This window comes from Mucilaginibacter sp. GW822-FHT03E02 (genome assembly GCF_058801545.1).
In genome coordinates, this window is the sequence record NZ_JBXANJ010000001.1 from 361,283 (window position 1) to 380,580 (window position 19,298).

Genomic DNA, 19,298 nt, shown 5'->3' on the forward strand with positions numbered 1-19,298 from the left:
GCACCTGATCAGTAAATTCAAAAAATAGATAAACTCAAATTCGGAGCGTGCGCAGGCTGAGGTAAGAAGGGGACGAATGGGAATATACAGCAGCCAAAGTGCCGTTTGGTTTGTTAGCAATAGTGAAAGCTGCGCCGCCAACAAGCAGGAACGCGAAAAACAGAATCAGCATCTTTCTAGGAGCTGTTAAATCTTTCCTGCTTTCAAACGAATGAAAGCTTCTTTGAAACGGAACCCTTGGTAAGTTGCTATTGGCATTCTTGTGAAGAAAATCTATAGATGACGATGGATGCAAATTAAAAGCATCATTTTGCCGGGGCAGATAAGCGATATGTACCAAACCAATAACCTGGTATATCACTAAAAGCGATAGTACTATATATTGTTGTATGGCTTGTTTATACCTCTTCACAGCGTGATTTATTAATGCAAAAATAAGTCATCGGGCTAAAATGTTTTGTAATGATTTGGATACATGACTTTTGAAGGCGATATCCGCAGCTTTCCGGCTGGCTCAAAACTAAAATGGCTGCCAAGTGCCACCAGCAGTTACCCAATTGATTTATCGCTTTATAATTATTTATAGCGGTTGTATACCCTTTCCTTCTATGATAATGTGAGCTATAGCTTTGGCCAGCCTGTCGGCCGGCACTTTCAGTGTTACTTTTCCCCTATTCCTATACAGCCCTCCGCATTTTTACTAAGCTTCAAAACAGCCATCTGCCGTTACATCAAAAAAAATAAAAAAAACATTTGGTTGTATCAAAAAAGCCTCTTACTTTTATTAAAGAATAGAACAGAACAGAATAACCAATTATTCAACAACCAAACCAATTATTATGAAAAAAAAAGTACCACCTAAAAAACTGGGCATGTATGTATTATGCCTTATTTTGCTACTTTGTTACCAGCAGGGTTTTGCCCAGCAAAAAAGAAGTGTATCAGGCCATGTAACCGACGAACACGGCCAGCCCCTTCCCGGAGTAAGTATTTTGCTTGACGGAACTGCTGAAGGCACAAGTACCGATGTGAACGGATTTTACAAGATCAGCGTTCCCGAAACCAATGCAAAGCTCTCGTTCTCCTTTATCGGTTATTTGAAAAAAACAGTCGCAGTTACCAAAGACTGGAATGGAGATGTAGCCATGGCACCAGACAAAACCTCGGGAAACCTTGGAGAAGTAGTGGTGATTGGCTACGGTACCAGGAAAAAAGCAAACCTTACCGGAGCCGTAAGTACCATTAAAGGGACAGAACTGGAGAAATCGCCGGTTGCCAATGTATCCAATACGCTTGCAGGCGCTGTACCGGGACTAATTGTTAACACCCGGAGCGGCGAACCCGGCGCTGATGATGCCAGTATCCTGGTGAGGGGGAAAGGCACCCTGGGTAATACCAGTCCACTGGTTGTGATCGATGGTATCCCCGATCGTGGTTTTAACCGCTTAGATCCTGCCGATATCGAATCCTTCACTGTTTTAAAAGACGCTGCTGGCGCTATTTATGGCGCCAGGGCGGCAAACGGTGTTATATTGATTACCACAAAAAGAGGTACAGCGGGAAAAACCACCTTATCATTCACGTCGAATTTTTCTATGACTCAGCCTACCAGGGTCCCCAAAATGCTAAACTCCTGGGAGTTTGCGCAATCGGCCAATGAATATGACGACCTGGTTGGCCAGCAGCATGAATACACTGCTGATGATATTCAAAAGTACAAAGATGGCACCGACCCGCTTGGCCACCCCAACACCAATTGGTGGAAAGCAGTAATGAGAAACTGGGCAACGCAAACCAATAACGTGTTAACGTTAAGAGGCGGTTCGGATAAGGTAAAGTATTACATCTCGGGCCAGCACCTGTTCCAGAACAGTATATATAATAGCGGTACCGATTATTACAAAAATGACAATGGCCGCGCCAATATCGACATCTCGGCTACCGATAATTTCAAGATTGGTGTGGACGTGATGTACCGCGCTGAATACAAAAACGGCGAAGCGCCAGGATACGACGCCAATGCCATATTCAGCCAGTTGTGGAATGCGTATCCTTACCTGATACCAGTATATCCAAATGGTAAAGTCGGCGTAGGTATTGGTGGCGGTCCTGCCACCAGTATGGTATATATATTGAATGGCGACCTGGGCTATACCCATAACAATTATAACTTTTTGCAAACGAAAACATCGTTCAGTTGGGCATTGCCAAAGGTAACGCCAGGCCTGCACCTTGACGGCTATTTTGCATACGATGTAAACTCAAACCAGTATAAAGGGTTCAACGCGCTGCCCCCTCCTGCTTATAGCTATAATAAAACAACAGGCAATTATGATGAGTTTACTTCTACCGTTCCTCCTAATTTATCTATCACCAATAGTCAAACTGTAAGCAGGCTGGCTAATATTAAACTGGGCTACGAGCACAAATTTAAAAAACATGGTATAGAAGCGTTTGTAGCCTATGAGCAGCAACAACAAACCTATACAGAGCTGGATGCTTACCGTACCGGATTTTTAAGTAATAACGTTACCGAATTATTTGCCGGCAGCACTGTAGGCCAAACCAACAATTCTATAACTACACAATTTGCCCGTCAAAACTTCATTAGCCGGTTATCTTACAATTATGACGACAGGTACCTGCTGGATTACAATATGCGTTATGACGGCTCTCCTAACTTTCCGGCAGGCAAACGCTTTGGTTTCTTCCCTTCCTTATCAGCCGCCTGGCGTATATCACAGGAAAGCTTCTTTCACTCGTCTGCAATTGATGACCTGAAACTGAGAGGATCATGGGGTAAAACCGGTAATGATGCGGTTAACGCCTTCCAGTATATTCAAACCTATGGGCTTCAGGCAGGCCAGATATCACAATACCTGGGAGCAGGCTATTATTTCGGGCCCAACGCTACCCAGGTGCCTGGTTTCTCGTTAGGCCCAACACCAAACACCAATATCACCTGGGAAGTGGCTACAACCACCAACCTTGGTATTGATGCACAGTTATTTCACGCGCTATCCATCAGCGTAGATGTTTTTCGGTCGTCAAGGAATAATATACTGGTTGCGCCAAGCGCGGCAGTACCCGATTATACAGGACTTACATTACCCGATGTAAACCTGGGTAAAGTAAATAACAAGGGTATGGAGCTTGACCTGGGATACAATAAAAAACTAAACGAAGATTTCTCTTTCAATGTTAACGGCAATATGACCTATGCGGTTAATAAGGTGATATACGGTGCCGAGCCGGCAAATGTACCGGCTTACCAGCGCGTAACAGGCTATCCCATTGATTCATGGTTGCTATACCAGGCCGATGGTATTTTTCGGAATACCACTGAATTGAATGCCTCGCCCCATCCAACGGGTACAGGTGTTGGCGATATCAGGTATAAGGATATAAACGGAGATGGTGTGATAAACGACCTGGACAAGGTAAGAACTACGCTTTCAAACACCCCGCAGATCCTTTACGGCCTCACCCTTGGCGGGCTGTATAAAAACTTCGATCTTACTATATTTTTCCAGGGACAGGCTAAATCAAAAGCCATTTTGTTACCAAGTGGACTAAATATGGCCGAAGAATTTTTCACAGGCCGCTGGCAAAAAGAAGGGGATGATACCTACCCCCGCACATTCAATGGCCCAACAAGCCGCACTTTTGGCTCAAACGCTTATCCATCAACTTTCTGGCTTCGCAATGATGCTTTCCTGCGCCTTAAAAACGTAGAGCTTGGCTATAGCTTTTCTAAAGACCTGTTAGCCCGGATAAAAGTAAAGGCGGCGAGGATATTCGTAAGCGGAAATAACCTGTTCTCCATTGACAGCTTTGGCCCTTCGTTCGACCCTGAAAGCGCTACCGGTACCGTTAATAACGGCAGGATCTATCCGCAGCAACGGGTCATCAATCTTGGGGTAAATGTTACATTTTAAATGATTTACGCAATGAAAAAAACAGTCAATATATTCAGTTTAGTACTGCTGCTGTGTACAGGCATCTCCTGTAAAAAAGTACTCGACTTGCAGCCAACCAGCTCCTTCTCGACCAATACGGTTTGGACGGACCCCGCGCTTATCCAGGTATTTGTTAACCAGATATATAAAGAATCGGTATTTGCATTTAAAGATGGCGGCTTTGGATGGGGCTCTCAAACAGATGAGTTATACAGTAACTTTAACTGGTGCCATGAAAATACCTATGTGCTGGGGCAGGCTACTCCAGATAACCAGGGTAGTTCTTTCCCTTTAAATTACAGTTCTACCCTTAACTATTGGACAACCTTGTACAGCACCATCCAAAAAACAAACCAGTTTTTTCAAAATGTGGTACAGGCGGATACAGTAGGCCATGGTGCACAGCTCAATAATATGAAAGGTGAAGTTCACTTTTTAAGAGCGCTATGTTATTTTGAGTTGTTAAAGCGTTTCGGCGGGGTGCCGTTGATCACCAAAGTTTATACGGCTAATGATAATACCTTCACTGAATCAAGGGCCACCTGGGACCAGACAAGAGATTTTATCCTGACCGATATTGCCGCCGCAGCTGCCATACTTCCAAAAAGCTATAGCAGTACTGATAATTATGGCAAGGCCACTCTGGGTGCTGCGCTCGCACTCAAATCGCGCCTGTTGCTGTATGCGGCAAGCCCTACTTATAACACAGGAAATGATGCAGGCAGGTGGCAGGCAGCTTCCGATGCGGCAAAGGCAGTTATCGATCTGGGCCAATATTCGTTGCATGGTAATTCCTCAACCTATAACACCATTTTTACCGACTTTTTCAACAGCGAAGTAATATTTTCAAGGGTATTCAACGCAACCGTTCAGGAAGATAGATATAACACGCTTTACCGCGATCTTAGCCCGAACGGATACAATGGCTACAGCGCTTACAATGTACTGGAGCAGATGGTGGAAGACTTTGATATGGCCGATGGAACGCCGTTTAACTGGGCTACCAGCGGTGCGAACCCCTACCAGAACAGGGATCCACGGTTTTATGCAGACATCCTGTTTAACGGCTCACCTTTTCAGGGGCGTGGCGCACAGTTTTATGAAGGCGGCCTCGATTCAAAAGAAAGCTCTTTATCTCCTTGGAATGCTTCGAAAACAGGGTATACCATGCGGAAAATGGTTGATGAAAGCTATAATTTTAATATTCAGCCCTATAGCGCCTGCCAGTGGGTATCGTTCCGTTTGGCCGAAATTTATTTAAATTATGCAGAGGCACAAGCCGCGCTTGGCAACAGCGGGCAGGCATTACTTTACCTGAATAAGATAAGGAACAGGGCCGGGATGCCGGCAATTACAGCAACCGGAGCCGCCTTAACAGACGCCATTCGCCATGAAAGACGAATAGAACTGTGTTTTGAAGGGCACCGATACTTTGACCTGCGCCGCTGGGGCATGGCCGAAATCGGTTCAAAAGATGGCTTGGGTATTATCATTACACCAACCTCGCCTGCCAATACTTCCTTTACTTATAAGGTAGTTACCATGCAAAAAAGAACATGGGTTCCCAGTTTTTATTATTATCCTATCCCCCGCAAGGAGATACAGATTAATCCTAACCTAAAACAAAACCCCAATTACAACTAAAACATACTACCCTTAAAAAAAGGCAGCAAAGCAGCTGCCTTTTTTTGCTTACTTTGCCTAAAACTACACGTACTCAATGGATAGAATTTTCGAAGAAATAAGGAAGCTGGCAGAAATCCCGTCTTACTCAAAGCATGACCGCTTTGTACAGGGGATTATTAATTCTATAGATGAAAAAATAATTGGCCAGGACGAAATGCTGCCATCCGTAAACCGGCTGATTAAAGAGCTTGGTTTTTCGAGGGAAACCATTGTGAAAGGCTATAAAGATTTAATTAGCCGCGGAATTGTAGAAGCGAAGAACCGTTTAGGGTATTTTGTAGGCAACGGCAATACAGGGCAAACTTTAAACGTAGCCTTGCTGATGTATAACCTGGATACTTTTGAAGAGCAATTTTACCGTAATTTCAGGCACGAACTGGGCGAAAATGTACAGCTAACCCCGTATTTCCATCACGGTAATATCGAAATATTTGAAACTATCCTGCTGCAAATAAAAGGCAAATACGGCATGTATGTAGTAGCCCCTATTCCGCATCCCAAAACAAAGGAATTACTGGAAAGTATCCCCCGTAATAAATTCCTGATGTTTGACCGCTTTGAACAATTGGATGGAGAGTTTAACCACATTACCCAGGAGTTTGGCGATGCATCCTATGCTGTTTTTTCAAAATTGGCTTCTAAAATAAAACAGTTTGATGAATTTATATTTTATCATTCGGCAAATTCATTAGATCCGAAAGAGATTGTAGATTCATTTAAAAAGTTTCTGGAAGAATTTAGCATCAAAGGCCGGATAGAGGAAGAATATCTTCCGGGTTCGGTTGAAAAAGGTAAAGTATATTTTACGCTGGATAACTTTGCCTTATGGCAGATTATGCGTGATTGCAAAACCCAAAAACTTAAGCCCGGTAAAGACCTGGGCGTGTTATCTCACAATGACGAACCGGCTAAAGAAATCATCGGGATTACCACCTTTTCTGCAGATTTCTCGAACATGGGAAAAATGGCCGGCCATGCTGTTTTATCAAAAGAAAAAATACAGCTTACCGTTCCTATGAACCTGTTTGAGAGGCATACGCTTTAGGCTTTGTTATGAACGCCAGCATGATCATCGGCTTTCTATTTTTTACCGTGATAGTGGCTTTTGCTTTCTGGTACAAATCTGGCAAATCCAAGGTCAGTACATTAAATGGTCTATTCTTTGCCAACAGGAGCCTGGGGTTTTTACTTGTTGGCGGCGGCCTGCTGTTCACCAATATCAATACAGCTTCTATTATTGGCGAAAACGAACTGACTTATACCAACAACATGACCGTTATGGCATGGGGCGTAAGTTCGGTATTGGCTATGCTGCTGGTATCGGAATTTATTATGCCGCTGTACATTAAAATGGGTATAGCAACCACACCCGATTTTTTGACGGCAAGGTATGGGGGTGGCGTTGGCAAATTGGTTTCGGTTATATTTTTGGTCAGCTACGTATTCAACCTGCTCCCATCGGTGCTTTACGCGGGGGCCGTGGCCTTTAACGGATTGTTTCACTTTTCGGACGTTTGGAAGATAGAGTACTCAACGGTTATCCTGATCCTGGTTTGGATAATGGGAACAATCGGCTGCCTTTTTTCTATGCTGGGTGGGTTAAGGGCGATTACCAAACTGGATATCCTGCTTGGGATTGGCTTTTTTACCTGCGGAATCCTGTTGCCGTTCTTCGGGTTAAAATATATAGGACATGGCGATATCCGGGCAGGTTTATACCAGCTGCTTAGCGTGCATAAAGAGCATTTGAATAGTATCGGCTCATCGTCAGACGCTATCCCCTTTGGCACCTTATTCACCGGCATGTTATTGGTCAATCTTTATTACTGGGGTACCGAGCAATATATTATCCAGCAGGTGCTTGCATCAAAAGATCTTAAAACTTCGCAAAAAGGTTTAGCCGTAGCCTCATTAGGAAAACTGATCTCGCCCCTGCTTTTAAATATACCTGGCATTATAGCAGTGCATGTTTTTTCAAAAATGCATAATACCGCCGAGGTGTTCCCGAGGTTGGACAGCCTGGTATCCCCTCCTTTTATTGCTGGCTTTATTGCCGCGGTGATATTTGTTGCCGCCCTTACCACTTTTAATGCGGGCCTTAACAGTTCCAGCACATTGTTTATGCTGAATATTTATAAGCCCTGGCTACAAAAGCATTCAAAACAGGTACCCGAAAAAAAGCTACTAAGAACAGCCAAGCAATTTGAAATTGTGGTTTGCCTGGCTGCCATGTTTATTGCCCCGCTCATCATGTTTGTAAAAAATGGCTTTTATACTTACGTGCAAATAGTTAACGGATTTTTTAACGTGCCCATATTTACCATTATGTTTATGGGCTTTGTTACAACCAAGGTCCCGGCGATTGCGGCTAAAACAGGGCTGATCTTTTTTATTGTATGCTATGCCCTTTCGCAGTTAGTTTTTGATACGCATATCCACTTTCTCCACATCCTGGCTATTTTATTTGTGGTTACCTGTGGTATTATGCTGGTTATAGGCAAATTATACCCCATGCCCGTTCCGTATACACTAAAGCTTAATAATGCGGTAGATATAAAGCCCTGGAAAAACCGGCATTATTATACCGTGATATTGCTTGTACTTATGATTGCATTATTTGTTCTTTTTTCACCGCTTATTCTTGCAAAATAATTTTGGCACGATAAAAATATTTAATAATTTTATAGAATAGAACAGAATAGAATTTTTCCAAACAGACGGAGTTTTATTCGATGATCAAATGGCGATCATACAAGTTCAAATTTAGTTTACCAATTCATTTAACTTGATAATTATAACTTACACAACATGGTTTTGCTTAAATACAAAGCAGCTTTAATCCTATTCCTTTTTACAGGCTATAAAACTATCGCCCAGGAAAAGGAGGTCACTTTTAACTCATCTGATAAAGAACTTGTACAGTCATTCAACTGGGCCAAAGAAACAGCACTACATTATAAAGGTGCTGATACCGATCCCGTTGGCCCCTGGTATGAATCCGCCCTTCCGCCCAGATCAGCATTTTGTATGCGCGATGTATCGCACCAATGCATCGGCGCCGAGATATTAGGATTGAGCCGCCAAAATACCAATATGTTTAACCTGTTTGCGGCTAATATATCCCAGTCAAAAGACTGGTGTACCTATTGGGAAATTAACAAATGGGCAAAGCCGGCACCCGATGACTACCGGAACGATAAGGAATTTTGGTATAACCTGCCTGCCAATTTCGACATTTTATATGCAAGCTGGCGGATGTACCTTTGGACCGGGGACAGCCATTATATTAACGCTCCCGCTTTTGTTAATTTTCAGCAAAAAACGGTAAAGGAATATATAGACGCCTGGGTACTTTATCCCGATTCTTTGCTCAAAAGGCCCGCCCATCCTAATGCGCCGGCGCCTTATAACGAAAACGATAATTTTCACAGGTGCCGCGGATTACCTTCTTACTCCGAAGGTGTACCTAATTTAAAAACCGGCGCCGACCTCGTTGCAGCCCTCTACCGGGGCATGCTTACCTATTCGGAAATTTTGGCAACAAGAGGAAAGCTTAAAGAAGCGGCACTTTATGCGCAAAAAGCTCAACAATACAGGAAACACCTGGAGGCCGACTGGTGGAACGAAAAAGATAACCAGTATTATACCTACTACAGCAACAGCAACCAATTTGGTATGCAGGAAGGAGAAACTTTCCTGCTTTGGTTTGATGCTTTGAAAGATACTGTGAGAGCAAATAAAACCATTAAACGTGTAGCTGCTTCACGGTGGAACGTTGAAAACATGTCCTACTATCCTTACCTGCTTTATAAATTTGGTGAGTGGGAAAAGGCAAGGGAATATATCGTATTCCTATCTAACCCATCAACAGCAAGGCGTGAATATCCCGAAGTATCCTATGGTGTAATTGAAGGAGTTATGCAGGGCTTAATGGGCATTGCTCCCGATGCGCGAACCAAAACGCTGGGCACCATTTACAAAACTAACGGTACAGGCAACGCTTCCGTTGATCACTTATCTCTTTTAAACACCAGTATCAGTTTGGCACATATAAACAGGCAACAATCAACGATTACTAATACAGGGAAACAACCATTTAAATGGAAAGCGATGTTTTATGGTTCATTTAAACGGGCTAATATCAATGGAAATGTTGTTACCTCAAAAAAAGGAACTGATGACCAAAACAGGATGATATCTTTTGTAGAAACAACCGTAACACCAGGTAAAAAAGTAAACATTAAAGTATATTAATCTTATCGCAATTTCCATCGTCCACGTTTATGAAATTTTCAAAAAAATTGTTTTTTTCAATTTTAGTTATCCTGTTTGCTCATTTAACAATCTATGCACAGCAACAAAATTTACCAGTACAAAATGACAGGTGGACCATCCAAAAAAACGGCGGCATATCCTGGAAAATAGATAGCAGGCTTCCGCATGCAGACCATATCGAAATGTCGGGCGAAAAGGTTTCCCTTTGGGTTGGCTACCGCGTAGATACGCCTGGTTTAGCTAATGTTACCCGCACGGTGGTTTTCCCTACCTTCAGGATGCTGCCCGATGATACCCGAAGCCATATAGCACACACCTTTCAGGATAATGAACTGCCCCATATCTATATCGATAATAAACTGCTGACAATTAATAATGCCACCCAGGGTGTAGCGGCCGATGATATACACCTGAAGGTGAAAAGTATCAGCCAGCGCGGCATCATGCGCATATCCGCCCAAGCCGGGGGTAGACTGGTAAATATTGAGCGGAGCCTGTTTCCTTCTGTAGATAAACCATTAGCCATAGAAAGATTTAAGCTGACCAACGTTAGCACTAAACCGGTAACAGTTTCGATGGAAAAGTTAAAACGGGAGATAACAACAGATCCACTTACCAGCAAATCATCGCCGCATACCGTCATCATTAAATCGGTTAATGACGGTAACCATGTATTGCAGCCTGGTAAATCTTTCACCTTTTCGATTTGCTTTCTTGCCACCGACCATCCTGATACCTTAGCGCCGGTGAATCCTGATCTGGAAGAAAAGGCCAGAGAAAAACGGATAGCGGAAATCATGAAGCCCCTGCAATTGCAAACACCGGATAGCATACTAAATACCGAATTTGCCTTTGCCAAAATACGCGCTACAGAAAGCATTTTTAAAACCAAAAGCGGCTATATGCACGGACCGGGTGGCCTATCCTACTATGCTGCTATCTGGGCCAATGACCAGGCAGAGTACGTTAGTCCCTATTTTGCTTTTTCGGGCGATAGAATAGGAAACTTATCGGCCATGAATTGTTACCGGTTATTTGCCCGTTATATGAATCCGCAGTATAAACCGATACCAAGCTCCATAGTTGCCGAAGGCGATACTACGTGGAATGGTGCTGGCGACCGCGGCGACCAGGCCATGATTGCCTATGGCGCATCAAGATACGCGCTTACTTATGGAAACATTGATTCGGCCAAAAAACTGAGGCCCTTAATAACCTGGTGCCTGGAATACAGCCGCAGGCACATCAACCAGCAAGGTGTAGTAACATCCGATGCAGATGAACTGGAAGGGCGGTTTCCTGCCGGTAAAGCCAATTTATCTACCAACTGTTTATATTATGATGCATTGATCTCCGCTGCTTTTCTAAGTGAGCAACTTCATCTGCCAAACAAAATAGCTGCCGGCTATAACCAGGAGGCTGCCCGGTTAAAAACAAATATTGAGCAATACTTTGGGGCAACGGTTGATAATTACAAAACATACAGGTATTATGAAACTAACAATACTTTACGCGCCTGGATCTGCATGCCCCTGGCCATGGGAATTTTTGACCGGAGTAAAGGCACCATCAATGCACTATTTTCCCCACAGCTATGGACAGCCGATGGTTTAGCTACCGAACAGGGAAAAGATACTTTCTGGGATCGCTCTACCCTATATGCATTACGGGGAGTTTTGCAGGCTGGTGAAACCAGTAAAGCACTTACATTTTTACATTATTATTCACGCAGAAGGCTTTTAGGCGAGCACGTTCCCTACCCTGTTGAAGCCTACCCCGAAGGCAATCAAAGGCACTTATCGGCAGAAAGCGGCTTATACTGCCGGATTTTTATTGAAGGCTTATTTGGAATCAGACCCAGCGGGCTAAATAAATTCAACTGTACCCCCAGGTTGCCCAAAAACTGGAAAAAGATGGCGTTAAATAATATTCATGCCTTTGGGACAGAATTTGATTTAAAGGTTGCAAAAAAAAGATATGGAAAAATAGAAATATCTATCCTTCAAGGAAAGAGCAGCCATGCTTATGTTATTCGAAACGGAGAAACTGCGCATGTCCAAATATAGTTTGCTGATTTTGCACAAATATTTTAAAGCGGTTTACAGGGTCGGCTCACAATATAATTTCGTACTATGCTTTGTATGCTTATCTTGTGATGGAATAGCGACAGGAAAGTATTCGGATGCAGACAAAATCAGAACTTTATCAAAATGCGGCCTCGTTAGCGGGGCTGGGAATCTGGGAGCGCAATTTCCTGGAGGGTACATTTTACTGGAATAAGATCATCTTCCAGATTATGGAGGTCGACGATGATTATGATGGCTCGATTGAGGATGTCATGCTTTTTTACCGGGAACCAGCGAAGGTGAGGGCCTTAATAGATAAAGCGACTGTTTCGGGGCTGCCGGAAAAGGGCGAACTGGAAGTACTCACCGCGAAAAACACGCAAAAATGGGTGGAAGTGCGCGTACAGGCAGAATCGGCCGATGGCCACTGCACGCACCTTTATGGCACACTGACGGACATTACAGACAGGCGCCTGCAGGCTATGGCCCTGGAAGAAAGGGAACAACGCTTCTCCAAAGCGTTTGATCATGCGCCCATCGGGATGGCGCTGGTATCGCTCACCGGGGGCTGGATAAAGGTGAACACCAGCCTGTGCCAACTTTTTGGTTATACAGAACCGGAATTCCTCGGTCACACTTTTCAGGATTTCACTTATCCGGCAGACCTGGAAAGCGACCTCGAGCACCTCAATTTACTTGTTGCAGGTGACATCGGCTCCTATACTATGGAAAAAAGGTATTACCATGCAGATGGCCGTATCATATGGGCTCTGTTGAGTGTTTCGCTGGTAAGAAGCGAGAGTGGTGAACCCCTTTACTTCGTTTCGCAAATTAAAGATATTACCGACCAAAAAAACAGCATGGAGATCATTCGCCGCCAAAACGACCGGCTCCTGAATTTCGCGCATATCGTATCGCATAACCTCCGTTCGCATTCCGGCAATATCCGGATGCTGACAAGCATGATCCTGGAAGAAACAGACCCGACAGAAAAGGAGACTCTGGTGCAAATGCTTGACGGGAATGCTGCCAACCTGCTGGAGACCCTGGCGCATTTGAACGAGGTGGTGAAGGTTCAGGAGAGCAGTGCAGACACAAGGGTAAGAATCGATCTGGCACATGAAATAGAAAGAGGGCTAAATATCCTGTCTGCCTCTATCCGCGCAAGTGATGCGAACATAATTAAAGATCTGGATGACGGAATCACGGTTGTGTTTAATCCAGCTTACCTGGAGAGTGTACTGGTTAACCTGATAGGCAATAGCCTTAAATATCAGCATCCGGAGCGCCGGCCCGAAATAAGGATAAGCGCCACCCTGAGTGATGGAGTGCCATTGCTTATCATCGCGGATAACGGTTTAGGAATCGATCTTGCCCTGCATGGTCACAAGCTTTTTGGTATGTATAAAACCTTTCACCGCCATCCCGATGCCAGGGGTATGGGGCTTTTCCTGGTAAAAAACCAGGTGGAAGCGATGGGCGGTAGGATTTGGGCAGAGAGCCAGCCCGGCGTTGGCACTTCCTTTTTTATTCAGTTTACCCTCCTTATGCATGAAAAAAATTGATATCGCCTGTCTGATCGATGACGATAACATATTCACTTTTTTGATTTCCAAACAAATGCGCCTGGTAAATTTTTGTGAGCGCCTGCTCGTTTTTAATGCCGGCGATCAGGCGCTGGATTATTTAAAATCGGCGATAAAAACCATGGAGAACATGCCTTCAGTAATCCTGCTGGATATCAACATGCCCGTGCTTGACGGATGGCAGTTCCTTGACGAGTTTATCAAATTCGATTTGCCCGAAAAAATAACGATTTACATCATCAGTTCTTCTATCGACCAGACAGACCGGCTGAAAGCCGCGAGTTACCAGGAGGTTGCCAACTTTTATATCAAACCGATCACCAATGACAACCTGATTGAGATGCGCAACGGCGCCGGGAGGTGATCAACTGTTGCGTGAAACGACGTTTTGAATGAGGTAAGCGGACAGCAGAAAAAAGTGCTGCATTTTATGATATTGCCCTCCCCTATTTACATTCTATTAAATAGGCAAGAATATTACCGATGATACATCGAACTCGCATCTTATCAACCGGACTTTTATGACCACACCGCAAAAATTGCGTTTAGTTGCCATGCGGGCCTTGTATCAACGGATGATAGCAGGACGATTATTAACCCCTCTTAATCTATGTTTTCAGTATCCTGTATCGAAACAAGACAGAACGTCTCTTTCGCACCCCACTCCTTCCGTCCAAAACGTTATTGTATGACATTTTCGTTTGTTAAAAAACTGTGTACACACGGTAGCCGGCGGAAGGAGGAGGCATGGTTAAATCAAATGTTCAGGCGCACGTTTGATAATCGCGCGCTGAAACCCCTCTCAGCCTTTGTGCTCAATGCCAGCTGCACCCCTTCAATGAAATGAGAAGTAAAAAGCCATCCGGGCACTTATAGTTAAAAACACCAACATGAGCACAAAGCTCATAAGGCCGTTCACCCTTTTATTCATAATCTGGTCTTATATGCAATCATATAATAAAACAGATATTCAGAACCGCCAAACCATCGCTGGGGTTAAAAAACCAACGGTCTGTTGCCTTTGTCATGTACTGAAGCACCATTGTTGATTTGGATTTCCTGTTTCTATTCACTGATAAACATCTAAATAAAAAATACTGTGAAAATTAAAACTGCTGTTTTTAAGTTGAATAGCTTGTGCAAGTTAGGGCTGTCGGCTTTGGTCATGATGGCTTCCTCGTCCGCTTCTGCACAAACCACAAGTGCAAGTAACTACTTTGTTGCCCAGCCTGTTCCGGATAGGACAGTATCATTTGGCGTAGCAGCCGCAGGTGTTTCCAAACCGATTACGTTTGGATTAGATTTGGCCTGGCTGAGCGAAGAAAACGTGAGACGTGGAGTTGCCTTCATGGGTGCCGACCGGGTAGGCCTGGTGCGGTCTTCGTTCACGCCAACATCCGCATTAATAAATGGCGACCTTGCGCCCGCAGAGCTCGCCACGCTGAATAAACGAATAAGTATCATTAATACCTGGTTGGGGCCCAATACCAAAGTGGTGTTAAATGACGATAACCCCACCGTTGCCCCCTCGTTTGCAGGCAATGCCACAAATTGGGCGCAACTGATAGACGTAACTACCCGGCGGCACCAGGAAGCAGGACGCACCGTAGTTACCGTTTCGCCATTTAACGAGCCCGATAACCCATCGAGTACACAAGGTACGGTTACCGATTTTTATAATATTGCAGGCTTGTTGAAGGGCAATTCGCGCTTTGCCAACATTCGTATCAGCGGGGGCAACACGCTTAATGACGACCAGGCCTTAACCTGGTACATCCCTTTAAAGGATAGATTAGACGAAGGAAATACCCACCAGCTTGCCGGGAGTTTTGATAACTATGCCTCTTTTCAGCAAACCGTAAGGGCAAACTCCCATTATGCCACTAACGATGAATTGCACAATGTAATGGAAGCGATGGTTGGTGTTGAATATGGTATGCAAGCCGGTATTTGGTGGGGCACCGCAGAACTGGCCCGTGGCGAGTTTGTAAAAGCCAGCGATGGCGTGCGGCTTGGATATGCCGAACACCGCCCAAACTGGACTGCAGCATCGGTTTACCGGGGCCTTGATGGCAAGGTACAAGCCTTCGCCGGGATGTCTGAACGGCAAGGGGTTACCACCACCTATCGTTTTGTTTCTAAGGATAAAGATGTGTACTACAATGGCGTCGGTCCGCAACGGGAATACACCATGGTAATGCCCGGCGGCGCTGCCGGCAGTTACCAGAATGGACAAACCAATGCCGAAAGAGTGGTAAATATAACATGGGGCGAAGATATTCAACCTGTTATTAGCGGGCGTTACGTGTTGGTGAACCGCAATAGCGGTAAAGTACTTCAAGTTGCAGGTGGTGCTACAGCAGCAGGTACAAACCTGGTACAGGGCACTACCTCCGGGGCGGCTTATCAGCAATGGGATGTAACCCCGGTTGATTCAAGAATAGGGGGCGATTTCAGTTACTTTAGCTTTATTAATGTAAACAGCAGGAAAGCGGCCGACCTTTTAAACTTTTCACTTGAAAATGGTGCCACCATCGACGCATGGGATGATAATAAAAACGGTGCCCAGCAATGGTACCTGGAATATGCCCAGGATGGCTGGTTTTATATCCGTAGCCGCCAGAGTGCAAAATGTATTGATGTATTTAATGGCAGCACTGCAGATGGGGCAAACATTTGCCAATGGGATAAAAATGGGGGCACCAACCAACAATGGCGTTTTCTGCCGGTTGGTGCTGCGGTTGAATTTGTTGCACCAACTACCCCAACTAATTTTGCTGCCAAACCAAACGCCGAATCTGTGCTGTTGAATTGGACTGCCAGCCCCGAGCAAGATGTAGCAGGATATAACATCTATCGTTCAGAAACCGCAGGAGGTACTTATACTACCATTGCCCGTAACATAACCTCAACATCCTTTGTGGATAATACCACCACCATAAACGGAACGTATTTTTACAAGATCAAGGCGGGGGATAAATCCCTGAATTTTTCGGCTTATTCAAATGAAGTTTCAGCTACTACTACAGGTGCTAAAAGCCTGGTGACTCAACTCCAATTCGAAGGAAATACCCGCGATAGCTCAATTAATTTAAACCACGGAGCATCGTTTGGCGACGTTTCATTTGCTGCGGGAAAGGTTGGCAAACAGGCAATTGCGCTCAATGGTACAAATACTTTTGTACAGCTACCTGCAACTTTGGCAAATCAGAAAAGTATCACTGTTGCCGCGTGGGTATATTGGAACGGCGGTGCCGCCTGGCAACGCATCTTTGATTTTGGGAATGGTGAGGATCAATCCCTGTTTTTAACGCCGAATTCAGGGGCAGGACTACATTTTGGCATTAAAAATGGCGGGGCAGAGCAAAGCCTGGAAGCACCGGCATTGCCTTCGGGCAAATGGAGCCATGTGGCGGTAACCTTAGATACGGCGGGCGTAATTATATATGTAGATGGCGTACAGGTGGCTACTTCTACTGCTATCACCATTCGTCCGTTGGATTTTAAACCAATATTGAACTACATTGGCCGCAGTCAATACGCCGATCCATTGTTCAATGGTACTATCGACGATTTCAGGGTGTACAACTACGCCTTGTCTGCCGGCGAAATTACCCAGCTGACAGGAGGGCTACAAACCATTACGTTTAACGCCATTCCCCGGAAAAAAACGGGCGACGCAGATTTTGATGCCGGCGCTACGGCAAGTTCGGGCTTACCGGTAAATTACACAAGCAGCGATACCACCGTTGCGACTATAGTTAACGGGAAAATACATGTAGCCGGCCCGGGCACAAGTACAATTACCGCATCGCAGCAGGGTAACAACATCTATACCGCGGCAACCCCTGTTACCCAAACATTAACAGTAACGCTGCCGGTAACAAACTTTAGTATATCGGTAACCAGCGCAAGCTGTAAAGGGAAAAATAACGGGCAAATCAACATCAAAGCGGCCAGATCTTTAAATTATACCGCCAATATTACCGCGCATAATGTAACCACACCCTATCCATTTACAGATTCGCTGCAGGTGCAAAATTTATCGGCCGGCAGTTATGCTGTTTGCATAACGATAGCAGGAAAAACAGACAATCTGCAATGTGACAACGTGGTAGTTGCCGAGCCGAAAGACCTATCGGTTTATTCAACGGTAAACACAGGCGCCAATAGTGTAAGTTTAAATTTGCAGGGCGGCACCACCTACATGGTAAATTTAAACGGTGTGTTATACCCTACAACAGATAATCAGCTAACCCTGCCCCTTTCAAAAGGAATGAATAAGCTTACCGTTACTACCGATAAGGATTGCCAGGGCATTATACAAAAGGACATCGTCGTTTCAAACAAGGTGTTGGTATATCCCAACCCTTTTGAAAGCACGTTAAACCTGAGTATTGGTAATGATGTTGTTAACAAGGCCGTTGTTCAAATCAGTAATGTAAAAACCGGGCAGATGCTTTATGCTAAGCAATATTTAAATCAATCGGGCATCATTTCTTTAGATTTGTCCGGTCTTGCAAAGGGTGTATATATCCTTAAGGTTTCATTAGATAATTCAGAAACGCTTTATAAAATAATAAAAAATGAAAAATAGATTATTAATAGCGGTGTTGTTTTTAGTGGCGACAGGCTGCGGGAAAAAGAATTCTCCCACGCCTCCTCCCCCGGATTTAACGCCAGGTAAGGCAGTGTTGACGTTTCCTAACCAAAATGAGGCCTGCACAAGCGGAACAATTATTTCGGCTACCCAAAGTTCTGTTTTGTTTACCTGGGCGGCTTCAAACAATGCCGATAGTTATGATTTAAACCTCAAAAATCTTTTAACCGGGGCTACCACCTCACAAACAACCAGTACCACACAACTGCAAATAACCCTATCCAGAAACACGCCTTATTCGTGGTATATCGTATCCAAATCAAGCAAGTCGGCTGCTACGGCACAAAGCGATACCTGGAAATTTTATAACGCTGGTGCGGGTACAGTAACCTATGCGCCTTACCCGGCAGATGTTGTTGCCCCTGCTTTTGGGCAAAATGTTACGGCCTCGGCGGGTACTGTTAACCTGAGCTGGAAAGGCAGTTCGGTAGGTGGTAATATTACAGGCTATGATGTATATTTTGGCACCAGTACATCGCCGGCGGTGTTAAAAAGCAACGTTACCAATAGTTTCTATAATAATGTTAGCGTAATATCAGGATCTCTATATTATTGGAAAATTGTAACCAAAGATACCAACGGCAACACCTCCGATTCCGGCATATTCCAATTTAAAGTGAACTGAGTGTTAATTTCTAATAATCGGGCAAAATTTAATATTTCAAAAAACAGGCTCAAGATGCAATATTGTCGCGATATCTGAAACTTCACCTGCGCCGGCATCAAATGTAATAAAGTCTGAAATAAGGGCTGATCACGTTTTTGTAACTCTATTTCGGGTTATGCTTACGTGATCTACATTTAACAGCGTGCGTGTATATTTCAGCACTCTTTAAATCATAATACACAGAAAATAAGACACTTTCAAGCTACTGCCTCATCTTTTCGGATAGCCTTCTATGTGGTTACCATGGCGATAACAAAAAAAGGTCATCTTTTCAGACGACCTTTAAAATTTCGGGTGGATGACGGTGCAGAATCCGCACCTTTTTGTGGAAGAATTAATTGAAATAGGCCGTTTTTCAAAAATTCTTGATCGAGATGATGCTCCGAACCAAAAATCTTG

At 44.3% G+C, this 19,298-nt stretch carries 11 protein-coding genes; 10 read left to right on the forward strand and 1 reads right to left on the reverse strand.

From position 1 onward, the window contains the following. Positions 1-34: 34 nt before the first annotated feature. A complete protein-coding gene (locus AC1RM2_RS01245) occupies positions 35-412 on the reverse strand; it encodes a hypothetical protein (protein ID WP_492982591.1) in 378 nt (125 codons plus the stop codon). Between the two features lie 427 nt (positions 413-839). On the opposite strand from AC1RM2_RS01245, the gene AC1RM2_RS01250 reads away from it, so the two are divergent. The 10 genes from AC1RM2_RS01250 to AC1RM2_RS01295 all read left to right on the forward strand — a co-directional run bounded on the left by AC1RM2_RS01250 (position 840) and on the right by AC1RM2_RS01295 (position 18,857). After that, positions 840-3,938, forward strand: coding sequence for a SusC/RagA family TonB-linked outer membrane protein (locus tag AC1RM2_RS01250; protein ID WP_492982593.1), 3,099 nt, complete (start codon positions 840-842; stop codon positions 3,936-3,938). Between the two features lie 12 nt (positions 3,939-3,950). Beyond that, a complete protein-coding gene (locus AC1RM2_RS01255) occupies positions 3,951-5,603 on the forward strand; it encodes a RagB/SusD family nutrient uptake outer membrane protein (RefSeq protein ID WP_492982595.1) in 1,653 nt (550 codons plus the stop codon). A 76-nt stretch (positions 5,604-5,679) separates the two neighbouring features. Continuing rightward, a complete protein-coding gene (locus tag AC1RM2_RS01260) occupies positions 5,680-6,690 on the forward strand; it encodes a winged helix-turn-helix domain-containing protein (protein ID WP_492982597.1) in 1,011 nt (336 codons plus the stop codon). An 8-nt stretch (positions 6,691-6,698) separates the two neighbouring features. Next, entirely contained in the window at positions 6,699-8,297 is a 1,599-nt protein-coding gene (locus tag AC1RM2_RS01265) for a solute:sodium symporter family transporter (protein WP_492982599.1), read from the forward strand. 156 nt (positions 8,298-8,453) lie between these two features. After that, positions 8,454-9,899 carry a hypothetical protein gene (locus AC1RM2_RS01270; protein ID WP_492982601.1) on the forward strand — a complete coding sequence of 482 codons (1,446 nt, stop codon included), beginning with the start codon at positions 8,454-8,456 and terminating at the stop codon, positions 9,897-9,899. 29 nt (positions 9,900-9,928) lie between these two features. Continuing rightward, positions 9,929-11,986: a hypothetical protein gene (locus tag AC1RM2_RS01275; RefSeq protein WP_492982603.1), complete on the forward strand. Its 2,058-nt coding sequence runs from the start codon at positions 9,929-9,931 to the stop codon at positions 11,984-11,986. Between the two features lie 116 nt (positions 11,987-12,102). Beyond that, positions 12,103-13,551 carry a sensor histidine kinase gene (locus tag AC1RM2_RS01280; protein ID WP_492982605.1) on the forward strand — a complete coding sequence of 483 codons (1,449 nt, stop codon included), beginning with the start codon at positions 12,103-12,105 and terminating at the stop codon, positions 13,549-13,551. Beyond that, a complete protein-coding gene (locus tag AC1RM2_RS01285; protein ID WP_492982607.1) occupies positions 13,538-13,936 on the forward strand; it encodes a response regulator in 399 nt (132 codons plus the stop codon). Before AC1RM2_RS01280 ends, AC1RM2_RS01285 begins: the two co-directional genes overlap by 14 nt. Positions 13,937-14,671: 735 nt before the next feature. After that, positions 14,672-18,169, forward strand: a complete 3,498-nt coding sequence (locus tag AC1RM2_RS01290) for an RICIN domain-containing protein (protein ID WP_492982609.1) — start codon at positions 14,672-14,674, stop codon at positions 18,167-18,169. After that, positions 18,159-18,857 (forward strand): hypothetical protein, encoded by a 699-nt coding sequence (locus AC1RM2_RS01295; protein ID WP_492982611.1) that lies wholly within the window; start codon positions 18,159-18,161, stop codon positions 18,855-18,857. The genes AC1RM2_RS01290 and AC1RM2_RS01295 overlap by 11 nt, the downstream gene beginning before the upstream one ends. Positions 18,858-19,298: the final 441 nt, after the last annotated feature.